This window comes from Micromonospora antibiotica (assembly GCF_017599305.1).
GTDB classification, from domain to species: Bacteria; Actinomycetota; Actinomycetes; order Mycobacteriales; family Micromonosporaceae; genus Micromonospora; species Micromonospora antibiotica.
Genome location: NZ_JAGFWR010000013.1, coordinates 129,214 through 152,590, shown reverse-complemented (window position 1 = coordinate 152,590; position 23,377 = coordinate 129,214). Strand labels below are relative to the sequence as shown.

The window sequence follows — 23,377 nt, the reverse complement described above, 5'->3', positions numbered from 1 at the left end:
GCACCAGCGGCGGGCGGTCAGCACCAGCGTTGTGGCGGGCGTTGGAGACGCTGCGGACGCCGGCCCGGCCGCACCGGCCCGTGCCGGTGGGCACCGGCCCATCCGGCCAGGTCGCTGCGGCAGTGCCGGGTCGGCGCGTCGGGCTGACCCGGCGGACCGGGTTCCACCGCCGCCGGTCGGGACACCGGCGCGTCGGCCGGCTCGGTGCCCCGCTGGCGGGGCAGCGCCACCTCGTCGTCGGCCCGCTCAGCCACCCGACAGACCTGTTCCGTCGCCAGCCGGCGGTGCGGTCGGGCCGCCCCCGGCTGGTCGTGGTGGCCCGGCCGGCAGGGCTCGCCCTGGGCGCAGCCGTGGTCGGCCTCCCCGTGCGCCATCCCGGTCTCCTCACGTTCGCGTCGCGCGCCGCGACGACACCCCGACGCGGCAGTGCCACCGTACTGGCCGGCACCGACGCGTCGTGCAGCGCGTACCCCGGTGTCAGGACTTGGGTCGACGCGGGAAGATCGTCTCCCAGACCGGGAACGCGACCAGCCAGATCAGCAGCCCGACGGTGAGGTTTCGGATCCAGTCCGACAGCTCCCGGGTGCGCTCGTCGTCACCGACGATCACGATCGCGGTGACGAGCAGGGCACACGCGACGGCCCAACCGAGCAGCGCCTTCCCCCACTCCCGCCACTCGTACCGGGCCCGCGCCCAGCCGTACCGGGGCGGCTTCACCGGCGGCGGCCCGCCCGCGAACCGGTGGGCGAAGCGCTGGTCCGCCCAGCGGATCAGGGAGTGCCCGAACGCCACCGAGAAGCCGAGGTAGATGGCGGCCAGCCCGTGGGTGGCGTCCGCGGTGGCACCCCGGCGCAGGTCCACCGCCGCCACCACCAGCAGCACCAGGTCGACCAGCGGGACGCAGACCAGCAGCGCCGCCCCGAGTCGGGGTCGACGCAGCGGGTACCGGGCGATCAGCCCGGCGACGAGCAGCACCCAGAATCCGATCTCGCAGCCGATGATGATCGTCAGCAGCATGCACACCTCCCCGTTCGGTTCCAGCGTGCCGGGGCGGGCCGGCACCCACCTCACCGGCGGGGACGAGTTGCGGGTCCATCGTTCGACGGACCGGCGGCCCGGCGTACCTCCTTCGACGGACGGCCGGGCGCGCGGTGTCCTGCCCAGGTCGGAGGGGACCGGGCCGGGGGTGTGATGGGATCGGGAGCATGCGGATGCCGGGCTGGGCCGGCTCCGGCCGGCCGGGACGCGACCTGGCCCTGGCCGGGGCCTCCCTGATCGGCGGCCTGGCGGTGTGGGGTGCCGGTCTGCAACCCCAGTTCCCCTGGGCGCCGGACGTGCCGAGGGTGTGTTTCCTGCTGCCGCTGCTGGCGGTGAGCGTGGCCGTCGGGCTGCGCCGGGTGGCGACCCGGACCGGTCTGGCGGTGGGCACCGGGGCGGTGCTGGCCGACGCCGCGCTCGGCGTCTCGGTCGGCAGCACCGTGATCTACACCCAGGTGTTGTACGACACGTGCGTGTACGGTCCACCCCCGTTGCGGCGCTGGCTGCTGCGGGTCACCGTCGGGCTCAGTGTCGGCAGCACCGCCCTCGGCCTGCTGGTCTGGGGTTTTCGGGGTGCCGCCGTCGGGGTGCCGTTCGCGCTGCTCGGGGTCCTGCCGGTGGTCACCGGGGTCAGCGTGCGGCAGTACCGGGACCAGGCGTCGGCCGAACGGGCCCGCGCCGAGCAGACCGCCCGGCTGGTCGAGCTGGACCGGCGGCAGGCGGTGCTGGCCGAGCGGGCCCGGATGGCCCGCGAGCTGCACGACGTGGTGGCCAACCACCTCAGCGCGGTGGCCCTGCACGCCACCGCCGTGCTCGCCGCGCCCGGGCTGGACCGGCCCCGGGTCGACGCTGCGCTGCGGGTGATCCGGGAGAGCAGCGTGCAGGGGATGGCCGAGATGCGGCAGGTCATCGGGTTTCTGCGGGAGCCGTCCGTCGATCCGGCGCAGGAGGCCACCCGGGTCCGCCTGGACGAGTTGGACCAGCTGCTGGACCGGATGGCTGCGGCCGGTCTGCGGGTCCGCACGACGGTCGAGGGCCGGTCCCGGGAGCTGCCGGTCGGGGTCGACCTGGCGGCGTACCGGATCGTGCAGGAGTCGTTGACCAATGCGCTGCGCCATGGCAGGGGCACGGCGGAGCTGACCGTGGCGTACCGGCCGACGGAGGTGGTGGTGACGGTGGAGAACCCGGTCGGTTCCGGCGGGGCCGGTGCCTCGGCGGCGGTCGGTGCGGGGCTGCCGGGTGGCGGCGCGGGGCTGATCGGGATGCGGGAGCGGGCCACCCTGCTCGACGGGCAGTTCACCGGTGGCCTGCGGGACGGGTGTTGGCGGGTCCGGGCGGCGTTGCCCACCGGGGCGTCGGGGTGACCGCCCCGGTGCGGGTCGTGCTGGCCGACGACCAGGCGGCGGTGCGGGCCGGTCTGGTGTTGATCCTGGCCGGTGCGCCGGAGATCGAGGTGGTGGGCGAGGCGGCCGACGGGGAGGCGGCGGTCCGGCTCTGCCGGGAGCTGCGCCCCGACGTGGCGGTGCTCGACGTCCGGATGCCCCGGTTGGACGGGGTGTCGGCGACCCGGGAGATCGTCGCCGCCGGCACCGCCGAGGTGCTGGTCCTGACCACCTTCGACCTCGACGAGTACGTCTTCGGCGCGCTGCGTGCCGGGGCGGCCGGTTTCCTGCTCAAGGACACCGGCGCGGCCGGGCTGGTGGCGGCGGTGCGTACGGTCGCCCGGGGTGAGGGGGTGATCGCCCCGACCCTGACCCGGCGTCTGATCGCGGCCTTCGCGGCGACCGCGCCGGGCGTCGGTGGGGCGGAGCGGGCCGCCGTGGCCGCGTTGACCCCCCGGGAGCGGGACGTGCTGGCCTGTCTGGGCGGCGGCCTGTCCAACCAGCAGATCGCCGACCGGCTGGCGGTGGCGGAGAGCACCGCCAAGACCCATGTCAGCCGGATCCTGGCGAAGTTGGCGCTGCGCAGCCGGGTGCAGGCGGCGATCCTGGCCCAGGAGTTGGCCCTGCCGGTGCCGCCGCCGTGACCCGGGCGGCCCGGTCGGCCTCCCCGACGACGTGGCACCCGGTCCGTCAGCGAGGGGCACGCAGAGAGCTTCACACGCATTGATGTAAATCTATTGACTGCTCTCCCGGGCGGTCATATGGTGCGTTACCAGGGGCTTCCCGGCCAGCACCTGTCGTCCGACGCCGCGCCCGGCCGGAGATCAGCCGGATCGGAGGAATGGCGATGATCGCTTCCAGGCGGTCCGTCCTGACGGCGGGCGGCATCCTCGCCGCCACCACCGTCGCCGCCCTCGGTATGACCACGATCGCCAGTGGCACGCCCGCCACCGCCACCCCGGCCGGCGGGTGCACCGCCACGGTCCGGGTCGACTCCCGCTGGGGCAGCGGTGAGAGTGGCGGCCAGATCGTCACCTTCACCGTCGCGAACACCTCGTCGGCGACCGCCACCCGGTGGACGGTCACCTGGCCGCTCGCCGACGGCCAACGGATCGTGTCGTCCTGGAACACCTCGATCGCCGCGACGGGCGGCACCGCGACCGCGACCAACGCTCCGTACAACGGGGTGCTGCCGTCGGGCGCGTCGACCGCCTTCGGTGTCCAGCTCGCCGGACCCACCACCGCACCCACGCCGAGCTGCACCAACGACGCCGTCCCGCCGACCACCACCAGCCCGCCGACCGGGGCCGACGTCACCGTCCGCGAGATCGACAACCAGCGCACCGTCACCCTGTACGTCGGGCAGACGCTGGGCGTGACCCTGCCGGCCGACTACCTGCCGGTCACCACCACCGGCAACGCGCTGACCCCCGTGTCGACCAGCGGCGGCTTCCCGACCGGGCAACCCCTCGTGGCGACGCTGCGGGCCGTGACCCCGGGCACCGCCGAGCTGACCACCCACACCGACTACGCCTGCCGGCACACCACCCCGCCGTGCGCCCCGGCGAGCGTGCTGTGGCGGCTGCAGGTCGCGGTCATCGAGCTGCCGCCGACCAACGCCGGGCAGACCGTCGTCGTCTCCGCGCCCGACAACCAGCGTGACCTCACGCTGCGCGTCGGTGACACGCTCGTGGTGAGCCTGGCCAGCAACTACCTGCCCCCGACGCTCTCCCCCGCCGGGGTCGTCGTGCCCGCCGAGGTGACCGGCGGCTACCCGAGCGGCCAGCCGCTCATCGCCCGCTACGTGGCGACCGCCCCCGGCCGGGTCGACGTCTCCACCATCACCGACAACCTCTGCCGGCACCAGCCGACCCCCTGCCCGTCCCCCCAGGTGCGCTGGGTGGTGCACCTGACCGTCACCAGCTGAACTCCGCACCGCCGACCTGCACCCCGACCCGCCGGTGGCCCGCCCCCGGCGGGTCGCCCCGGAGCCGGCGTCGAGTCCCTGCTCAGGGCATGTCACGCTGGAGCGGTGAGCGAGCCGGACGGGATGGAACTGACGGCCACCCTGCGCCGGATCGAACGGGCGGCGGGGGCGCTGGCCACGGCCAGCGTGGCCCGGATGGACGAGAGTCTGCCCTGGTTCCGTGAGCTGCCGGCCGAGCAGCGCTCCTGGGTGATGCTGGTGGCGCAGGCCGGGGCCCGGTCCCTGGTCGAGTGGCTGGGTTCCGGCGGTGGCACCACCGACAGCACCCAGGAGGTGTCCGACGAGGTCTTCGCCACCGCGCCGCTGGCCCTGGCCCGGTCGATCAGCCTCCAGCAGACGGTCGCGCTGATCAAGGTGACCATCGACGTGGTCGAGGAGCAGGTGTCGCACCTGGCCGCGCCCGGCGAGGAGCAGCAGCTACGCGAGGCGGTGCTGCGGTTCTCCCGGGAGATCGCCTTCGCCGCCGCCCGGGTGTACGCCCGCGCCGCCGAGTCCCGGGGCTCCTGGGACGCCCGGTTGCAGGCGCTGCTGGTCGACGCCCTGCTGCGCGGGGACTCCCCCGACGTGCTGGCCAGCCGGGCCGCCGCACTGGGCTGGGCGGACGCCCCACCGGTGGCGGTGGCCGTCGGGCGGTCCCCCGGCGGGGAGGTGTCCGCCGTGCTGCACACCGTCTACCGGTACGCCCGCCGGATCGGGGTGGAGGTGATCGGCGGTGTGCACGGCGACCGGCTGGTGATCGTGCTCGGTGGCGCGGCCGACCCGATGGCCGCCACCGAGAAGCTGCTCCCCGGGTTCGGTGACGGGCCGGTGGTGGTCGGTCCCGCCGTACCCAGTCTGGACGAGGCGACGGACTCGGCACGGGCCGCGTTGGCCGGCTACCGGGCGGCGCCGGCCTGGCCGACCGCGCCCCGGCCGGTGCCGGCGGCGGACCTGCTGCCCGAACGGGCCCTCGCCGGTGACGCCGAGGCCCGCCGCCGGCTGCGCCACGACGTGTACGCCGCCCTGGTGCGTGCCGGCGGCGAACTGCTGGAGACGTTGGACGCCTTCTTCGCCGCCGGTGGGACGCTGGAGAGCGCGGCCCGTGCCCTGTTCGTCCACCCCAACACCGTGCGTTACCGACTGCGTCGGATCGCCGAGGTGACCGGATTCTCGCCCCTGACCCCCCGGGACGCGTTCGCCCTCCAGGTCGCGCTGACGGTGGGCCGGCTGGATCCGATCGCGCCGGCCGGGATACCCGGGCCGAGCCAGAAATGACCCCGGGTAGCCTGAGCAGCACCGCTGGACGACGATCACCACCGATGTTTGTAGGAAACCTCCAAGACTTCTAGTGCGGTTTGGTGTCAGCCCGCACAGCGCTTACCCGGGGGTATCGGGAAGAGTCATAGACGTGCTCGCCGTCCTCTCTCCCGGCCAGGGTTCCCAGAAGCCCGGCTTCCTGACGCCCTGGCTCGCCCTGCGTGGCGTCGAGTCACGGCTGCGTTGGTGGTCCGTGCCGGCCGGGGTCGACCTGGTCCGGCTCGGCACCGAGGCGGACGCCGACGAGATCCGCGACACCGCCCGCACCCAGCCGCTGCTGGTGGCCTCGGCCCTGCTGGCCGCCGAGCAACTGCCCCTGCACGACGTGGACCTGGTCGCCGGGCACAGCGTCGGCGAGCTGGCCGCCGCCGCACTGGCCGGGGTGTTCTCCGCCGAGACGGCGATCACCCTCGCCGGGGTACGCGGCCGGGAGATGGCCGCCGCCTGTTCCCTGGAATCGACCGGGATGGCCGCCGTCCTCGGCGGCGACCCGGACGAGGTGCTCGCCGCCCTGGCCACCCACGGGCTGCACCCGGCCAACCGCAACGGCGGTGGCCAGGTGGTGGCCGCCGGCACGCTCGACGCCCTGGACAAGCTCGCCGCCGAGCCCCCCGCGAAGGCCCGGATCATCCGGCTCCAGGTCGCCGGGGCGTTCCACACCCCCTACATGGCCCCCGCCGAGGAGGCGCTGGCCGTCGTCGCCGCCGGGATCACCCCGTCGGCCCCGGTCCGGATCCTGCTCTCCGACCTCGACGGCACTGCCGTCCCGCACGGCCGGGAACTGGTCCACCGGCTGGTCCGGCAGGTCACCGCGCCGGTGCGCTGGGACCTGTGCATGCGGACGCTGGCCGACCTGGGGGTCACCGGCGTGCTCGAACTCCCCCCGGCCGGCACCCTCGCCGGGCTGGTCAAGCGGGAGCTCAAGGCCACCGGTGCACCGGAGATCGTCACCCTGAACACCCCCGCCGACCTGCCCGCCGCCCGGGACCTGATCGCCCGGCACAGCGGCCCGCCCGGTCGCCGGCCGACGTCGCGCTCCCGGGTCGTCGTCGCCCCCGCCGTGGGCACCTTCGCCCCGGTGGAGGGTCTCACCGAGGGCGCCGAACTGAGCACCGGCCAGGTGCTCGGGCAGATCACCACCCGGCAGGGACCGGTCGAGGTGACCGCCCACGACAGCGGCCCGCTCACCGAGTGGCTCGCCCACCAGGACGACCCGGTCGCGCCGGGCCGCCCCATCGCCCGCATCGGAGGCCAGGCATGAGCGGCAGTCGGATCGTCGCCCTCGGGCACTACCAGCCTTCCCGGGTGGTGACCAACAACGACATCGCCCAGTTCGTCGACACCAACGACGAGTGGATCCGGGACCGGGTCGGCATCGCCAGCCGGCGCATCGCCGACGGCGAGACGGTCGCCGACATGGCCACCGCCGCCGCCGACAAGGCGCTTGCCAACTCGGGCCTCACCGCCGCCGACATCGATCTGGTGGTCGTCGCCACCTGCACCTCGATCGACCGCAGCCCCAACGTGGCCTGCCGGGTCGCCGCCAAGCTGGGCATCACCGCCCCGGGCGCGTTCGACCTCAACACCGCCTGCTCCGGCTTCGCCTACGCGTTGGGCACCGTCGACCACGCCATCCGGGCCGGCGCGTCGCGCAACGCGCTGGTCATCGGCGCGGAGAAGCTCTCCGACTTCACCGACTGGACGGATCGCTCCACCTGCATCATCTTCGCCGACGGCGCGGGTGCCGCGGTGGTCACCGCCACCACCGGCGACGAGCCGGCCGGGATCGGCCCGGTGGTGTGGGGTTCCGCACCGGACAAGAGCGACGCGGTACGCATCGAGGGCTGGCGGCCGTACATCGCGCAGGAGGGGCAGTCGGTGTTCCGCTGGGCCACCACCGCGCTGGCCCCGCTGGCCCTGCAGGCGTGCGAGAAGGCCGGCGTCGACCCGTCCGAGCTGGCCGCGTTCGTGCCGCACCAGGCCAACTCGCGGATCATCGACGGCATCGCCAAGCGGCTGAACATCCCGCAGGCGATCATCGCCAAGGACATCGTCGAGTCCGGCAACACCTCGGCGGCGAGCGTGCCGCTGGCCCTGTCCAAGCTGGTCGAGCGCCGGGAGGTGCCCTCGGGCGCACCGGTGCTGCTGTTCGGTTTCGGCGGCGGTCTGACCTACGCCGGTCAGGTCGTCCGCTGCCCCTGAAGACCCGCCGTGGTCGGCGACCGCGGCGCACCGCCATCCGGCGGAGAACAAACCCCGATGAGAGGAACCCACCGCAATGACCCGTGACGAGATCACCTCCGGCCTCGCCGAGATCCTCGAAGAGGTTGCCGGGGTGAACCCGGACGACGTGGCCGAGGGGAAGTCCTTCACCGACGACCTCGACGTCGACTCGCTGTCGATGGTGGAGGTCGTGGTCGCCGCCGAGGAGAAGTTCGGCGTCAAGATCCCGGACAACGAGGTGCAGAACCTGAAGACCGTCGGGGACGCCGTCAGCTTCATCGAGGCGCAGTCCTGAGATGAGTCGCATCGACGTCGTCGTCACCGGGCTCGGCGCGACCACCCCGCTGGGCGGGGACGTCGCGTCGACCTGGGACGCCATGCTCGCCGGCCGCTCCGGGGTGGGTCCGCTCACCCAGGAGTGGGCCGGCCAGCTCCCGGTCCGGATCGCCGCCCAACTCGCGGTGGAACCGACCGAGGTGCTGGACCGGGTCAAGCTGCGCCGGCTGGACCGCTCCGAGGCGATCGCGCTCATCGCGGCGCAGCAGGCCTGGGCGGACTCCGGGCTCGCCGACTCCGGGCTCGACCCGGAGCGGTTGGGGGCCAGCGTCGGCTCGGGCATCGGGGGCGCCCTGACCCTGCTCGCGCAGGACGACATCCTGGAGGCGTCCGGCCCGCGCCGGGTCTCCCCGCACACCATCCCGATGCTGATGCCCAACGGTCCCGCCGCCTGGGTGGGGTTGGAGCTGGGCGCGCAGGCCGGGGTGCACTCGGTGGCGAGCGCCTGCGCGACCGGCGCGGAGGCGATCGCACTCGGCCTGGACATGATCCGGTCCGGCCGGGCCGACGTGGTGGTGGCCGGCGGCACCGAAGCGGTCATCCACCCACTGCCGATCGCCGGGTTCAGCTCCATGCGGGCCATGTCGACCCGTAACGACGAGCCGGAGCAGGCCTCCCGGCCGTGGGACAAGAGCCGCGACGGCTTCGTCCTCGGCGAGGGCGCCGGCATCCTGGTGCTGGAGCGCGCCGACCACGCCGCCGCACGGGGCGCGCACGTCTACGCCCGGCTCGCCGGTGCGGGCATCACCTCCGACGGGTACGACATCGTCCAGCCGCACCCCGAGGGGGCCGGCGCGATCCGGGCCATCGCCAAGGCGATCGCCGACGCGGACGTGGCCAAGGCCGACATCGTGCACGTCAACGCGCACGCCACCTCGACGCCGGTGGGCGACCTGGCCGAGATCAAGGCGCTGCACCGGGCGCTCGGTGACCATCCGGTGCTGACCGCCACCAAGTCGATGACCGGGCACCTGCTCGGCGCGGCCGGCGCGTTGGAGTCGATCGCCACCATCCTGACCATCCGCGACGGCGTCATCCCGCCGACGATCAACCTGGACGACCCGGACGACGGCCTCGACATGGACGTGGCCGCGAACAAGGTCCGCCACCTGGACGTGCCGGCGGCGCTGAACAACTCGTTCGGCTTCGGCGGCCACAACGTCGCCCTGGTCTTCACCCGCCCCTGACGGCAGCAGCAGTCTGACGGCCCGGCCCCCTCGGGGTGCCGGGCCGTCGGCGTCCAGCGTGGTCGGGCGGCGAGCGGTGGGGCGGATCCGCGGAAACCGCACAGTGATCATGGGCTTGGTGGCCGCAAACGGTCAGCAGGGCCGGCCACCCGTCGGCTAGCATCCGTCGGCCGCCGCAACCGACGGCGGCAACTCCAACGGGGAAACGGGACGATGATCCGACGTACGACCGCACTTGCCGCGCTCACCCTCACCCTCACCGCCGGCTGCGCCGGTGACACCACGGAGCGGGCGACGACGCCCGCGCCGTCGACCAGCCCGACCGCCTCGCCGGTCGCCGCCGGTCCACCGTGGCACGACGACGTCGCCCCGGCCGCCGCCGCCACCACGGTCGGCCCGAAAGGCAGCGCCTGCACGCTGTCGATGACCTTCTCGGTGCCGGCGAAGTGGAAGGTCAAGGCGGTGAAGGGCGGGGCCGATCTCAAGCTCGGCCCGGCCGTGCCGCTGTGCGAGATCGACGCGAAGCCGGCCGGGAACATCGGTTTCCTGCGGGTCTGGCAGATCACCGGGGCCGCGCCGCTGAACCCGCAGGTCACCGTGGACAAGTACCTCGCCGCGTTCAACAGCCCGAAGGAGCAGCAGTACCGGCGGACCAAGGCCGGCCCGCTGGACGCCTTCGAGGCCACCTGGACCGAGGACGGCGAACCCAACCGGGCGATCCTGGTGTCCACCCTGTACGGCACGCTGATGGTCACCCTCGACGGCCTGGACGCCGAGGAGTTCGAGGAGATGCTGCCGGCGTACCAGCTGGCGAAGTCGAGCGCCGACCTGCCGAAGTGACCGCGCCGTGCGTCCGGCCCGCCCGAGGGTGGGCCGGACGCACGGGCCGACCGGTCCGCCCCCTCGCGGCCGGACGCACAGGTGGCCGGTCAGCGGGGTGCCGGCACCGCCTCCCGGGCCAGGGTGACCGCGCCGAGCAGCGCCGCGTCGTCGGCGAACCGGGACAGCACCACGTCGGGGCGGTTCGGGAGCACCTCGGCCAGCCGGTCGGCGAGCAGCCGCCGGATCAGCGCGCTGCCGGCCACCCCGCCGACCAGCACCACCCGCTGCGGATCGAGCAGCAGGCAGCAGGTGACCAGGTGCCGGGCCAGTTCGTCGACCCGGGCGGTGAGCGCGTCACGGGCCACGCCGGGCAGCTCGGCGGCGGCGGCCAGCCCGGCCGCGTGCCCGGCCACCCCCAGCTCGTCGGCCAACCGGTCCAGCGCCCGGCCGGAGAAGTCCAGCTCCAGCATGGTGCCCGGCCAGGGGCCGCCGGCCACCGCGTACCCGATCTCGCCGGCCGCCCCCCGATGCCCGGCGAGGACCCGGCCGCCGACGGTGACCGCCGCCGCCACGCCGGTGCCGATCCCCACCACCAGCCCGGGGTCGGCGTCACGCAGCGCGCCGAGGCGCAGCTCGGCCAGGGCGGCGGCGTTCAGGTCGTTGTCCACCGCCACCCGGGCCACCCCGAGGGCGGCGGACACCGCGTCGGCCAGTCGCAACCGCTCCCAACCGGGCACGTTGGGGGCCAGGTCGATGCCGTCGGGGCGGACCACCCCCGGTGAGGCCACCCCGGCCGCCACCAGCGGCCCGCCGACCTCGGCGACCAGCGTGGCCGCCAACTCCAGCGCCCGGTCCAACGCCTGCGGGGCACCCCGCTCGGCGTGGGTGGCGATCCGCCGGTGGGCCAGCAGCCGACCGGTGCCGTCGGCCACCCCGACGGCCATCTTGGTGCCGCCGAAGTCGATGCCGAGCAGCCGCTCGTCGGTGCGGGTGCCGGCGGCGGCCCGGCCGGCCAGTCGCATGCTCACCTGGTCCACCGTCCGGTCACCACCGTCGGCCGCGGTCGCGCCGGTGCTCCGCCGGACAGCCGGGCCGGACCGGAGCCGGATCGTCGGATCGACGCGCTCACCGGCCGGCCACCTCGGCGGCGACCGTGTCCAGCGCCTCGTCGGCGCGGGCCAGCCGGTCCCGGGTCGCGGCGAGCCGGTCGGCGACGGCGTCGAACGCGACCCGCAGGGTGCCGACCTGGGCGCGGACGGCGGCGGCACCCGGCCCGTCCACCTGCACCCGGTCCAGCACCAGGTCGGGCTGGACGGCGGCGGCGATCAGGTCGGCGACGGCGTCGTCGGTCAGCCGGTCGGTCAGCCCGTCGGCGGCTGCCCGGACCCCCTCGGCGGTCCAGGTGTCCGGCGCACCGGCCCGGACCAGCCGGCCGACGACCGAGTGGGCGGCCCGGAACGGCACCCCGTGCCGGGTCAACGCGTCGGCCGCCGCGGTGGTGGTGGCCCCGGACGCGACGATCTCCTCCCGGGTCGGCGGGTGCAGCGGCTCCAGTTCGGCGAGGAAGCCGCCGACCAGGGCGAAGAACCGGTCCGCCCGGTCGTTGCTGTCCCAGAGCCGGACCTGCACGTCGGTGGTGGCGTTGTTGGAGTCCTCCCACCAGGCCGCCCCGACGTTGTTGAGCACCGACGCGGCGTCGGCGGCGCTCGCGCCGGCCATCGACACCAGGTGCTCCAGCACCACCGGGTTGCGCTTCTGCGGCATGATGCTGCTGCCCTGGGTGAAGTCGCCGGGGGTGGCCACCCACTGCCAGGTCAGCCAGTCCATCAGGGTTCGGGCCAGCCGGGCGCCGGTGGCCAGGGCCTGGGCGTTGAGGGTGCCCACCCGCACCAGGTGGTCGGCCCCGGCGACCGCCTCGTAGGAGTTGGTGACCAGGCCGTCGAAGCCGAGCAGCTCGGCCACCCGGGCCGGGGCGATGTCCAGGTCGGTGCCGGCGAACGCGCAGGACCCCAGCGGCGAGACGTTGAGCTGGTCGATCACGTCGGCGTACGCGGTGGCCTCACCGGCCAGCGCCTCGGCGTAACCGGCCAGCGCGTGCCCGATGGTGGTGGGCTGGGCGGGCCGGCGGTGGGTGTAACCGGTGATCACCACGTCGGCGTACCGGTCGGCGACGTCCAGGGCGGTCCGGCCGGTGGTCAGCACCCGGTCCAGCACGTCGAGGAGCTGGCCGCGCAGCAGCATCCGGAACACCCCGGCGTCGAGGTCGTTGCGGCTGCGGGCCATCTGCACGTCCAGTTCGGACGCCGGCACGCCGCACGCCTGCGCGAGCGTCTTCTCCAGCAGGTAGTAGGTGTCCTCGAAGCTGCCGTCGAACGCCGGGGCCGGACTGTCGTCGGCGCGCAGCGTGGCCAGCCCGCGCAACAGTCGGGCGCCCCGCTCGGCAGGGATCAGCCCCTGCTCGGTCAGCATCACCACGTGCGCCTGGCTGGCGCGCACCATCGCCGGGTAGAGGTGCCCGACGTGGTGGTCGTAGGTGGGGGCCAGGTGGTGCCGCTGGTAGGTGGTCAGCTCGCTCATGGCGGTTCCTTACTTCCTTCCGGGCCGGGAGGCGGCGCGGGGGCCGGCTCCCGGGTTCTCGGCTGGTCGGTCGGTCAGGCCCAGCAGCCGTTCGGCGTTACCGGCGAAGATCGTCCGGAGGTGGTCGTCGGGCATCCCCAGCTCGCGGCAGACCCGCAACTGGTCGTCGAGGTAGCGGGTGACGTAGCCGCGCGGGAACCACGACGAGTCGCTGCCGTACACGATGCGCTGCGGGCCGATCGTCTCGTAGCAGCGGCGGAACAGGTCCTCCAACGTCAGCTTGTACGGCATCCAGCGCACCCACTGGTTGGAGCCGGACGTGTCGACGTGGATGTTGGGGCAGCCCCAGGCGGCGAAGAGCAGATCCTGCACGTGCTGGACGCCGAAGTGCGGCACCACCACGTTCAGCTCGGGGAAGCGGCGGGCCATCCGGGCCAGCTCGTCGGGGCCGCCGTACCGGCCGAAGGAGAGGCCGCCGGCGCTGCCGTAGTGGCCGATGTGGATCAGCACCGGCACCCCGAGGCGCTGGGCGGTGGACCACAGCGGGTCCAGGTCGGCGTGGTCCAGCGGGCCGCGTAGCAGCGGGGCGAACAGCTTCAGCCCGCGCAGCCCCCGTTCGGTCACCGCGCGTTCCAGCTCGGCGGCGGCCCCCGGCGAGTACGGGTCGTGGTGGGCGAAGCCGAGCAGCAGGTCCGGGTGCCGGTCGACCACGTCGGCGACGGTGTCGTTGCCGCCGCCGGTGACGAAGACCGCCCGCCGTACCCCGACCGCACGCAGCTCGTCGGCCCACCGGTCGGCCTCGTCCTGCCAGCGTGGGGCGGGCGGCTCGGGGTCGGGGAAGCTCCACGCCTGCCGCCACGCCTTCGCGTACGGGGCGGAGCCGGCGGCCCGGACGGCCCGCTCGTGTTCCCCGCCGGGGTGCATCCCGGCGGCGTCCTCGCAGGCGTGGATCGTCTCGTCGGTGCCGATGCGGAAGTGCAGGTGGAAGTCGACGATGTCGAGTCCCCGGTCCACGCTCACCGCTCTCCCCCGGTCACCGTCGTCGGGTCACCGGCCGCCGGGGTCGGCCCGTCGGCCGGGGCCGGCCCGTCGGTCGTCGCGTCGGGTAGCGGGTCGGCGGTGGGTGGGGCGGGCGGTGGGGCGGCCACCCAGGCGGCGACGATCTCCCGCAGCCGCGCGCCGGCAGTGGCGCGGACCTTCCGGCCCGCCGCCTCGGAGGCCAGCGAGATGTGCCCGGACCAGCCCTGCCACGGGTCGGGACGGGACTCGACCAGCACGTAGGGATGGCCGACCGGCAGCTTCGGCTTCGGCGGCAGGTCGGTCACGGCGTCGAGGCGGACCGCGCCGGGATCGAACCCGAGCACCCCGGAGGTCTCGTACGCGCCACCGTGCCCCCGGGCGGTCAGCGGCCCGTACAGCTCGGTGGTCTCCGCCGGGGTGACCAGTTGGAACCAGTTGACCAGCAGCAGGCTGGCGGTTCGCCGGCCGGAGACCCATTCCATCGCGGCCCGCACGGTGGACATGTTGGCGTCGTGGCCGTTGACGATCAGCAGCCGGGGGAAACCGGCGGCGACGATCCCCTCGATCACGTCGGCGAGGTAGCCGACGGCGATCTCCGGCCGGATCGACACCGTGCCCGGCCAGGGCCGGGTCTGCCCCGGGCAGGCCGCATACGGCACCGCCGGGAAGAGCACCCCGCGCGGCCCGGGGAAGCCGGTGGTCGTATCCCCCGAGGACCCGGCGGCCGGCGCGGACCCGGCGGCCGACGCGACAGCGCCACCGGCCCCGGCGGCGGGGCCGGATGTACCGCCGGCCCCGGCGGCCGGGCTGGACGTGCCGCCGGCTTCGGCGGCGAAGCCTTCGGCGAGGATCAGGTCGGTGCCGAGCGGCAGGTGCGGGCCGTGCCATTCGACGGCGCCGACGGGCAGCACCGCGTAGTCCGCCGCCGCCGCGACGGCGGCCAGTTCGCCGCCGGGAATCCGGGTGGCGGGCAGCAGCCCGCCACCGGTCGGCCAGGTCACGCCGTCCACTTCGCCGCCTCCCGGGTGGCCCGGCCGCCGTTCTGCAGGCGGCCGGAGAACACCATCACCAAGAAGATCAACACCACCTGGAGCATGCCGTACGCGGCGGCGGTGCCGACCTCGAACGAGTACATCCGGTTGTTGATCTCGACCGAGATGGGTGCCGTCTCCGAGGTGTAGATCAGCACCGAGGCGACGAACTCGCCCACCCCGTTGACGAAGGCGAGCAGCGCGCCGGCCAGCACACCGGGCAGCATCAGCCGCAGGGTGACCGTGCCGAACGCCCGCCACCAGGGGGCGCCGAGGTTGCGGGCCGCTTCCTCCAACGACGGGTCGATCTGCGCCAGCGTCGCCGAACTCGACCGGAACACCAACGGCAGGAACCGCACGAAGTACGCCAACGGCATGATCCAGAAGGTGCCGATCAGCACCTGACCGAAGCTGAACGCGTTACCCGTGCTGAACGCGGAGATCAGGTTGATCGCCACCACCGTGCCGGGCAGCGCCCAGGCCAGCATGACCGCCACGTCGAGCAGCCCCCGGCCCCGGAAGTCGAGCCGGCGCACCGCGTACGCGATCAGCACACCGACCACCACACAGCCGACCGTGGCGAGCAGGCTCATCTGCAACGAGTTGAGGATCGGCCGGTACGCCCCCGGGTCGGAGAAGATCGTGACGAAGTTCTGCATCGTGTACTCCGACGGGATCACCTCCGTGGTCCACGAGCCGTCCCGGGAGAAGGCGACCAGGGCGATCGTCGCCACCGGGGCGAGCAGCACCATGGTGGCCAGCACCGAGGCGACCAGGGCCAGCCACTTGCCGAGCGGGTTGGTGATCTCCCGGCGGTGCGAGGCGACGCCCTTGGACTGGGAGCGGTAGCTGCGCCGCCCCTCGTACCAGCGCATCCCGAGCAGGAACAGCACCGAGGACACCGCCAGCACCGACGCGTAGGTCGAGGCCATCGGCAGGTCGCCGTTGGTGCGGTTGATGTAGATCTGCATGGTCATCGTGCGGTCCACGCCGAACAGCAACGGCGCGGTGTACGACGCCAGCGACGTCATGAAGACCAGCAGCGACGCGGAGACCAGCGCCGGGGTGAGCATCGGCAGCAGCACGGTGCGCCACACCCGTACCCGGCTCGCGCCCAGGTTGTAGGCCGCCTCCTCCACCGACGGGTCCATCCCGACCAGGGCGGCCGAGGCGGCGAGGTAGAAGAACGGGTACATGGTGAAGGTGTGCACCACCAGCACCCCGGCGATGCCGGTGAACGGCAGCACCGGGTTCTCCGTGCCGAGGAGCTGCTGCAGGCCGCGCGGCAGGATGCCGGTCTCGCTGTAGAGCAGCTGGAACGAGATCGCCCCGATCAGCGGCGGCAGCGCCGCCGGCACCAGGATGATCGCCTCGATCAGCCGCCGCCCGGGAAACGAGAAGCGCTTGAGCAGGAAGGCCATCGCCACCCCGACGATCCCGCAGAGCAGCACGCTGGCCGCCGAGATCATCAGCGAGGTGAGCAGCGCCGACCGGGCCACCCCGGAGCCGGTGACGAACTCCGTGTAGTTGGCCACCCCGTCCACCCCGACGCTCTCGGCGAAGGTGGCGAACATCGGCTGCACCACGTAGCCGAAGAGGATCAGCGCCAGCGGGAAGACCAGCAGGTACGGAAACCAGGGCGAGTTGGCGTTGAGGCCACGCCGGGGCCGGTCGACCTTCGGCGGGACGGGATCCTGGGTGACCGGCGGCACGGTCGCCGCACTCGGCGCGGCGGGAATGGTACTCACGGGCGCACCACCCACATGCGGTCCCGGTTGAGTCGCAGGCCGACCTGGTCGCCGACGGCGATGCCGTCCGGGACGTCGATCGCGGCGACCTGCACCGGCTCGCCGGCCACCTCGACCACGAGGTTGGTGGCCATGCCGGTGAACTCCACCTCGGTCACCCGGCCGGTCAGCGCGCCGGCCTCGGTGGCCGAGGTGAGGCCGAGGTGCTCGGGGCGTACCGAGACCAGGGCGGTGTCCCCGGCGCGCAGGCCGTGGTCGGTGGGGGCGGCGACGGCGGTCTCGCTGCCGTCGGGCAGGCCCACGGTGACCGTCTCGGCGGCGGCGGTGACCACCGGCAGGCTGAGCACGTTGCTGCGGCCGATGAACCGGGCCACGAAGGCGGTCGCCGGCCGGTGGTAGATCTCCTGCGGGGCGCCGATCTGCCGGACCCGGCCGGACTCCATCACGGCGATCCGGTCGGACATCGCCATCGCCTCGGACTGGTCGTGGGTGACGTAGATGGCGGTGGTGCCGGCCTCCTGCTGGATGCGCCGGATCTCCACCCGGGTCTCCTCGCGCAGCTTGGCGTCGAGGTTGGACAGCGGCTCGTCGAGCAGCAGGGTACGCGGCCGGATGACCAGCGCGCGGGCCAGCGCCACCCGCTGCTGCTGGCCACCGGAGAGCTGGTCGATCCGGCGGTCGCCGTAGCCGGCGAGGTGCACCTGGCCGAGGGCCTCCTCGATCCGCCGGGCGGACTCGGCCCGCCCCACCTTGCGGATCTTCAGCCCGTACGCGACGTTCTGCGCGACGGACATGTGCGGGAAGAGGGCGTAGTTCTGGAACACCATGCCGGTGTCGCGCTTGTTCGGCGGCCGGTGGGTGACGTCCTCCGTGCCGAACCGGATCCGCCCCGAGGTGGGGAAGTAGAACCCGGCCACCATCCGCAGGGTGGTGGTCTTGCCGCAGCCGCTCGGCCCGAGCAGGGTGAAGAACTCCCCGGCGGCGATGCTGATGTCGACGTCGTCGACGGCAGCGGTGTCGCCGGCACGCGCGAAGCGCTTGCTCACCGACTCCAGCGTGACATCGATCATGATGTCCTCTCCTTCATGCGGTACCGGACCTGGCCGGGCGGGGTGGCGGGACCGGGCCCGTGGGCACGGGGAAACGGATGACGGTTGCGAAGACGGGCCGCCCGGTGGGCGGCGCGACGGGTGGTGCCGGGGGCGGGACGGCCCCCGGCACCCGTACGGGGTCAGCCCTTGTTCTTGATCTGGCTGTTCCAGTGGTTGATCCACTCGGTCTCGTTCTTGCCGATGATGTCCCAGTTGACGTCGAGCGGCTTGAGGTTGAGCTGGGCCAGCCACTCCGGCTGCTGGGCGATCTCCACGGCCGGGATCTGGTAGTAGTCCTTGGCCAGGTCGGCGCGGAGCGTGTCGTCGAAGAGGAACTCGATGAACTTCTGCGCGCCGGCGCTGTTGCCGCCCTTGACCGCGGCGAGCCCGTCGACCAGCACCGGGGCGCCGGAGGCCGGCATCACGTAGCCGAACGGCATGTTGGACTGGTTGGCCTGCAGCAGGATGTCCTGCAGGTTCCAGGCGCTCAGCGTGCCCTGCTGGCGGGAGAGCTTGAGGTAGAGGTCGGCCGGGTTGGCCGCGTACGCGCCGGTGTTGGCGTCGAGCTTCTTGAGCCAGTCGTAGCCGGGCTGCGGGTTGCTGCCGTCCGGCGACTGCCGCATGATCATCGCGGCGTAGATCGACCGCATGGTGCCCGAGGCGGCCACGTCGCGGATGACGATCTTGTCTTTCCACTCCGGCTTCAGCAGGTCGTCCCAGTCCTTCGGGGCCTGCTCCGGGGTGAGCGCCTTGTTGTTGTACATGATGACCTCGGGCAGCAGGATCTCACCGAACCAGCGACCCTCGGCGTCCTTGTACTTGGCGTCCATCTTGCCGGCGAACGCGGGCTGCCAGGCGGTGAGCAGGTCCTCACCGGCACCGGCGGACAGCCCCTGCTGGGTGCCGCCCCACCAGACGTCGGCCTGCGGGTTGGCCTTCTCGGCCCGGACCCGCTCCAGGATCTCCTGGGCGCCCAGGTTGAGGATCTCCACCTTCCCCTTGTACTCGGGGTACTTGGCGGTGAACTTGTCCACGACGAAGGTGGAGACCTTCTTGTCGCGGGCGGTGTAGATCGTCAGCTTCTCCGTCTCACCCGCGGCGGTGTCGTCCGAGCCGCCACCGCAGGCGGTGCCGGCGGCGAGGACGGTGGCGAGCGCTCCGGCGAGCAGAAGTCGACGTCTCATGGGGTACCTCCGAGGGGTTGGGGAGAAGTGAGGCAGGGCAGGTCAGGGGGCCGGTAACAGGGTGGGCAACCCGGCTGCGGCGGCGGAGAGGGCGTAGCTGACCGCGCCGTGCAGCACGGCCCGGTCGCCGAGGACGGCCCGGCGTACCTCGGTGGTGCTGGGTGCGGCGGCGGTGACCAGGTCCTGGAGCCGGCCGACGGCGGCGTCGTCGAGGTCGGCGGCGGCACCGCTGAGCAGCACCCGCCCCGGGTCGATGACGCAGACGCAGGAGACGATCAGCCGGGACCAGGCGTGCAGCAGTTCGTCGAGGTAGCCGGCGGCGTGCGGATCGGTGACAGCCAGGGCGACCAGAGCGCGTACCGGCGAGTCGGGGCGGCGGCCCGGGGCCAGCGCGACCACCCGTTCGGCGATCGCGTTCTCCGACCAGCGGGCCTCGAACGGGCCGATCCCGTCGTGTCCCCGGCCGGCCGGGTCCAGCGGCAGGAACCCGACCTCGCCGGCCGCGCCCCGGGCCCCCCGCCGGACCTGGCCGTCGAGCACCAGGCCCGCGCCGATGCCGTCGGCGACGTGCAGCAGCAGCAGGTCGGCGACGTCGGTGCCGGCCCCGGCGGCGTGTTCGCCGGCCGCCATCAGGTTGACGTCGTTGTCCACCACCACCGGCACGCCCAGCGTCCGCTGGACCGACTCCCCTATCGGTCGGCCCTCGATCAGGCCGACCGAGGGGGCGAGCCGGACCGCACCGCCGGAGATGACGCCGGGCGCGGCGATGGCCACCCCGCGCAGCGCCGGCAGGCCGTCCCCGGCCAGTTCGGGCACCGAGCGGCAGATGGTGTCGACAATGTCGCCGGTCAGCCGGATCGCGCGGTGGGCGACGACCGCGCCGTCGCTGTCGGCGATCTCGCAGCTGATCCGGGACGGTTCCAACGAGACGGCGGCGACCAGCTCGGCGCGCGGGTTGAACTCCAGCATCGCCCGGGGGCGGCCGGCCCGGGAGGTGCCCGGCCCGCGTTCGATCAGGTAGCCCTCGGCGATCAGGTCACGCACGAGCGGGGTGAGCGTCGCGGGGCTCAGGCCGGTCAGCTCGGTCAGCTCGGCCCGGGAGAGCAGCCGGACCTGGCGGGCGGTGGAGATCACGGAAAGCCGTTTGATCTCCTTCGACCGCTCCCGGCTCACCGGGCTCGTTGGTGGCGTCACCACGTCTGTCACACTTCCTTCCTACGGCGAACGAATTAAAGAGTCAAGTAACAAGTCCGTCTCGACCAGCACGCAGACAGCACCGGAGCAGCAACGACATCCGCGATGGGGCCGACGCCCGGGACGGGCCGGCCGTGGCGGAATATCACCGGACATCCCGGACAGGGCGTACTTTATTTCTTCTGCAAAGAAAGAAATACCTTCCAGAACATTGACGTGCCGCCACGCTGGTCCCTAGCGTCACCGGGCGAAGGCCTTCCAGTGTGTACGGAACCCGTACCGCTGCCGTACCCGGTGCACCGCGTCCAACGACGCCCACCGTTCCCGTTCCCGCCGCCTCACCGTCCACCGACGACCGCTCGTCGGACGCCCCGCGTCCGACGCGGACCGTCGCTGCCCGGACACCGTGGTCCCGGAAGGATCTGCATGCGCATCAAGGGTTTCCTGCTACCCACCGCACTCGCCCTGGCCGTGGCCGGGGCGCCCGCCACCGCCGTCGCCGCCCCGGCCGACGTCCGCCCGCCCAAGGCCGTCGACCTCGACGTGCTCTTCGTCAGCGCCCACCCCGACGACGAAGCCGGCAGCCTCGCCACCCTCGGCCAGTGGAAGGAGAAGTACGGCGCCAAGGCCGGCGTCGTCACCATCACCCGGGGCGAGGGCGGCGGCAACGCCGTCGGCCTGGAAGAGGGTCCGCCGCTGGGCATCATCCGCGAACGCGAGGAACGCACCGCGATCGGCAAGGCCGGCGTGGAGAACCTCTACAACCTCGACCGGGTCGACTTCTGGTACACCGCGTCCGCCCCGCTGTCCGAGCAGATCTGGGGCCACGACGACACCCTGGGCCAGATCGTCCGGGTCATCCGGACCACCCGGCCCGAGATCATCATGACGATGAACCCGTCGCCCACCCCGGGCAACCACGGCAACCACCAGCAGGCCGCCCGGTTCGCCGCCGAGGCGTTCGCCGCCGCCGCCGACCCGAACGCCTTCCCCGAGCAGCTCAGCGCCGAGGGCCTCAGCCCGTTCCGGGCCGCGAAGTTCCTGCGCAGCGGCGGCACCGGCAGCTCCGCCGCCGGCCCGCAGTGCGCGACCAGCTTCACCCCCACCGTCCCGACCGACCAGGTCTTCGGCGTCTGGGAGGGCACCCCGAGCGCCAGCGGGAAGACCTGGGCCGAGATCGAGGTCGACGCCCGCCGGGAGTACGTCACCCAGGGCTGGGCCGGCACCGCCGCCGCCCCCACCGACCCGACCAAGATCCGGTGTGACTTCTACACCCTGATCGACAGCCGCGTCCCGTACGACCCGGCGGACACCTCCCCGGAGGCGATCCTGCGCGGCTCGGTGCTGCCGCCGGTGACCGGTGGCCTGCCCAAGGGCACCGAGCTGTACCTCACCACCGACCGGTTCGACCTGGCCCCCGGCGCGACCGTCGAGGTCACCGCGCACCTGCGCGCCCCGCACAACCGTGCCCTGGTCAAGCCCCGGATCGACCTGCGGCTGCCGGCCGGCTGGAAGGTCAAGGGCTCCGGCGTGCTCAACAGTGACGTGCCGTCGGGCAAGGAGCGGACCCGGAAGTTCACCGTCACCGTCCCGGCCGATGCCGCCACCAACCAGCAGCAGCTCATCGGGGCCACCCTGACCACCCGCCAGGGTGTCGGGCGCACCGACCGGGCCGTCCGGGTGGTCGCCGACGTCCGGGGCACCCTGGAGCCGCTGCCCGAGGTGGGCACGTTCCGCACCTGGGCCGGTGACGGCGGATACCCGCAGCTGGACACCCTGATCAAGCCGGTGCTCACCATCGGCTCCGGTCAGCAGCGCACGGTCCGCATCGACCTGCGCAACCACGGCCGGGTCAGCCGCTCCGGCACCGTCACCCTCGGCCTGCCGGCCGGCTTCACCGCCGACGCGGCCACCAAGAGCTACCCCGCGCTGGCCCCCGGCGCGACCGGGGCGGTCACCTTCACCGTCACCAACACCGACGCCACCCTGCCGACCGCCAACGAGGGCGGCACGGACGGGGACTACGGCATCACCATCACCACCACCAGCGCCGCCGGCAGCACCGTGGAGACCGGCGCACTGGAGATCGTCCCGACCACCGAGGTCCCGGCCGCCGGGGCCGGCACCGTCGACGGGGTCGCCTCGCCCGGCGAGTACCCCGGCCCGGAGCTGGACTTCTCCCGCATCTGGGAGGGGCAGGCCACGACCCCGCAGGACGCCTCGGCGACCGGCCGGATCGCCTGGACCGCCGACGGGCTGAAGGTGATCGTCCAGGTCACCGACGACGTGCTGGGCAAGAAGGTAGTCCCGCAGGACTGCAAGCGGCAGCGCCGCACCGACAGTGTGGAGATCATCGTCGACCCGAAGGGGAACTCGACGGACACCTCCACCGTGTTCAAGGCCGGTATCTTCCCGATCACCGACGACCCGGCCAACGGCGACCCGCCGTGCTGGCAGCGCGACGCCGACAACCGGCAGGGGCCGGGGGCGACCACCGCACCCGGGATGACCGTGGTCAGCAAGGTCAGCTCCCCGTACACCGGCTACACCATCGAGACGATGATCCCGTTCGCGGTGCTGCCGGACGCCGTGGACCCGGCCCGGATGGGCTTCAACGTGCTGGTCTACGACTCGGACACCCAGGACCTCAGCTCGCAGTCCCGGCTGGGCTGGTCCACCTTCACCGGTGTCCGGGCCGACCCGTACCGCTACGGTCTGACCACCCTGCCCGGCTACCAGCCTGCGGCCCGGCAGCCCAGCACGCCGGTGTTCCCGGACACCTCGGCGCGCAGCGTGCACAGCCCGCAGACCATCGCCCAGTCGGCCGTGGACGGGGTGGCCCCGGCCGCCGTGCCGAGGCTGAAGAACTCGGCGCTGCGGCTGACCTCGGCCCACCGGGTCACCGACGGCGTGCAGGTCACCCTGCGTGCCGACCGGGCCGGCACCGCCTACCTGTACGCCTGGGACGGCGACACGGCCCAGGGCGAGCACACGGTACGGCTGGCCGCCGGTGACCGGGTCACCGTGACGGTCCCGACCAGCGGGGGCACCCCGACGTCGCTGCTGGCCGCCTTCGAGTCCGGTGGCGCGGCAGTGGCCCAGCAGGTCCCGCTGAACTGATCCACCACCGCACCGGCCGTGGCCGGTCGTCGACCTCCGTCGGCGACCGGCCACGTCGGCGTCGGACGCCGCGCGGCCCGGCTCCCCCCGGGGGCGGGCCGCGCACCCGGACCGCCCATCCCTCGCCAGAGCGGACAGCGG

The 23,377-nt window shown here is 73.5% G+C and carries 20 protein-coding genes; 10 read left to right on the top strand and 10 right to left on the bottom strand.

The window, feature by feature from the left end; genetic code table 11:
• Nucleotides 1-17: 17 nt before the first annotated feature.
• Together JQN83_RS21465 and JQN83_RS21460 are read right to left on the bottom strand one after the other, a co-directional pair.
• Nucleotides 18-374: a hypothetical protein gene (locus JQN83_RS21465; RefSeq protein ID WP_208568928.1), complete on the bottom strand. Its 357-nt coding sequence runs from the start codon at nucleotides 372-374 to the stop codon at nucleotides 18-20.
• 103 nt (nucleotides 375-477) lie between these two features.
• On the bottom strand, nucleotides 478-1,017 hold the full coding sequence (locus JQN83_RS21460; protein ID WP_208568927.1) for a hypothetical protein: 540 nt from the start codon (nucleotides 1,015-1,017) through the stop codon (nucleotides 478-480).
• A gap of 194 nt (nucleotides 1,018-1,211) precedes the next feature.
• Between JQN83_RS21460 and JQN83_RS21455 the strand changes: the two genes are divergently transcribed.
• From JQN83_RS21455 to JQN83_RS21415, 9 genes are all read left to right on the top strand, one after another.
• Nucleotides 1,212-2,402: a sensor histidine kinase gene (locus tag JQN83_RS21455; RefSeq protein WP_208568926.1), complete on the top strand. Its 1,191-nt coding sequence runs from the start codon at nucleotides 1,212-1,214 to the stop codon at nucleotides 2,400-2,402.
• Nucleotides 2,399-3,064, top strand: coding sequence for a response regulator (locus tag JQN83_RS21450; RefSeq protein WP_208568925.1), 666 nt, complete (start codon nucleotides 2,399-2,401; stop codon nucleotides 3,062-3,064). The genes JQN83_RS21455 and JQN83_RS21450 overlap by 4 nt, the downstream gene beginning before the upstream one ends.
• A gap of 203 nt (nucleotides 3,065-3,267) precedes the next feature.
• A complete protein-coding gene (locus tag JQN83_RS21445; protein ID WP_208568924.1) occupies nucleotides 3,268-4,347 on the top strand; it encodes a cellulose binding domain-containing protein in 1,080 nt (359 codons plus the stop codon).
• 123 nt (nucleotides 4,348-4,470) lie between these two features.
• Nucleotides 4,471-5,661: a PucR family transcriptional regulator gene (locus JQN83_RS21440; RefSeq protein WP_208568955.1), complete on the top strand. Its 1,191-nt coding sequence runs from the start codon at nucleotides 4,471-4,473 to the stop codon at nucleotides 5,659-5,661.
• A gap of 133 nt (nucleotides 5,662-5,794) precedes the next feature.
• Entirely contained in the window at nucleotides 5,795-6,964 is a 1,170-nt protein-coding gene (locus tag JQN83_RS21435; protein ID WP_208568923.1) for an acyltransferase domain-containing protein, read from the top strand.
• Nucleotides 6,961-7,905 (top strand): beta-ketoacyl-ACP synthase III, encoded by a 945-nt coding sequence (locus tag JQN83_RS21430; protein ID WP_208568922.1) that lies wholly within the window; start codon nucleotides 6,961-6,963, stop codon nucleotides 7,903-7,905. Before JQN83_RS21435 ends, JQN83_RS21430 begins: the two co-directional genes overlap by 4 nt.
• 76 nt (nucleotides 7,906-7,981) lie before the next feature.
• Complete coding sequence (locus JQN83_RS21425) at nucleotides 7,982-8,221, top strand: acyl carrier protein (protein ID WP_067313076.1); 240 nt, start codon at nucleotides 7,982-7,984, stop codon at nucleotides 8,219-8,221.
• Between the two features lies 1 nt (nucleotide 8,222).
• Entirely contained in the window at nucleotides 8,223-9,449 is a 1,227-nt protein-coding gene (gene fabF, locus JQN83_RS21420; protein ID WP_208568921.1) for a beta-ketoacyl-ACP synthase II, read from the top strand.
• A gap of 213 nt (nucleotides 9,450-9,662) precedes the next feature.
• Entirely contained in the window at nucleotides 9,663-10,289 is a 627-nt protein-coding gene (locus JQN83_RS21415; protein WP_208568920.1) for a lipoprotein, read from the top strand.
• An 89-nt stretch (nucleotides 10,290-10,378) separates the two neighbouring features.
• Here the strand turns inward: JQN83_RS21415 and JQN83_RS21410 are convergent, their stop codons facing one another.
• From JQN83_RS21410 to JQN83_RS21375, 8 genes are all read right to left on the bottom strand, one after another.
• Nucleotides 10,379-11,293: an ROK family protein gene (locus JQN83_RS21410; protein WP_208568954.1), complete on the bottom strand. Its 915-nt coding sequence runs from the start codon at nucleotides 11,291-11,293 to the stop codon at nucleotides 10,379-10,381.
• Between the two features lie 103 nt (nucleotides 11,294-11,396).
• Nucleotides 11,397-12,848 carry an argininosuccinate lyase gene (locus JQN83_RS21405; RefSeq protein ID WP_208568919.1) on the bottom strand — a complete coding sequence of 484 codons (1,452 nt, stop codon included), beginning with the start codon at nucleotides 12,846-12,848 and terminating at the stop codon, nucleotides 11,397-11,399.
• Nucleotides 12,849-12,857: 9 nt separating this feature from the next.
• Nucleotides 12,858-13,868 (bottom strand): amidohydrolase family protein, encoded by a 1,011-nt coding sequence (locus tag JQN83_RS21400; RefSeq protein WP_208568918.1) that lies wholly within the window; start codon nucleotides 13,866-13,868, stop codon nucleotides 12,858-12,860.
• On the bottom strand, nucleotides 13,865-14,869 hold the full coding sequence (locus JQN83_RS21395; protein ID WP_307799525.1) for a creatininase family protein: 1,005 nt from the start codon (nucleotides 14,867-14,869) through the stop codon (nucleotides 13,865-13,867). The genes JQN83_RS21400 and JQN83_RS21395 overlap by 4 nt, the downstream gene beginning before the upstream one ends.
• Entirely contained in the window at nucleotides 14,866-16,647 is a 1,782-nt protein-coding gene (locus JQN83_RS21390; protein ID WP_307799522.1) for an ABC transporter permease, read from the bottom strand. The genes JQN83_RS21395 and JQN83_RS21390 overlap by 4 nt, the downstream gene beginning before the upstream one ends.
• Nucleotides 16,644-17,717 carry an ABC transporter ATP-binding protein gene (locus tag JQN83_RS21385; RefSeq protein WP_208568917.1) on the bottom strand — a complete coding sequence of 358 codons (1,074 nt, stop codon included), beginning with the start codon at nucleotides 17,715-17,717 and terminating at the stop codon, nucleotides 16,644-16,646. Before JQN83_RS21385 ends, JQN83_RS21390 begins: the two co-directional genes overlap by 4 nt.
• A gap of 161 nt (nucleotides 17,718-17,878) precedes the next feature.
• Nucleotides 17,879-18,922 carry an extracellular solute-binding protein gene (locus JQN83_RS21380; RefSeq protein WP_208568916.1) on the bottom strand — a complete coding sequence of 348 codons (1,044 nt, stop codon included), beginning with the start codon at nucleotides 18,920-18,922 and terminating at the stop codon, nucleotides 17,879-17,881.
• A gap of 42 nt (nucleotides 18,923-18,964) precedes the next feature.
• Entirely contained in the window at nucleotides 18,965-20,128 is a 1,164-nt protein-coding gene (locus JQN83_RS21375; RefSeq protein ID WP_208568915.1) for an ROK family protein, read from the bottom strand.
• Nucleotides 20,129-20,542: 414 nt separating this feature from the next.
• Here JQN83_RS21375 and JQN83_RS21370 point away from each other — a divergent pair, with 414 nt between their 5' ends.
• Nucleotides 20,543-23,236: a sugar-binding protein gene (locus JQN83_RS21370; protein WP_208568914.1), complete on the top strand. Its 2,694-nt coding sequence runs from the start codon at nucleotides 20,543-20,545 to the stop codon at nucleotides 23,234-23,236.
• The last annotated feature ends 141 nt before the right edge of the window (nucleotides 23,237-23,377 follow it).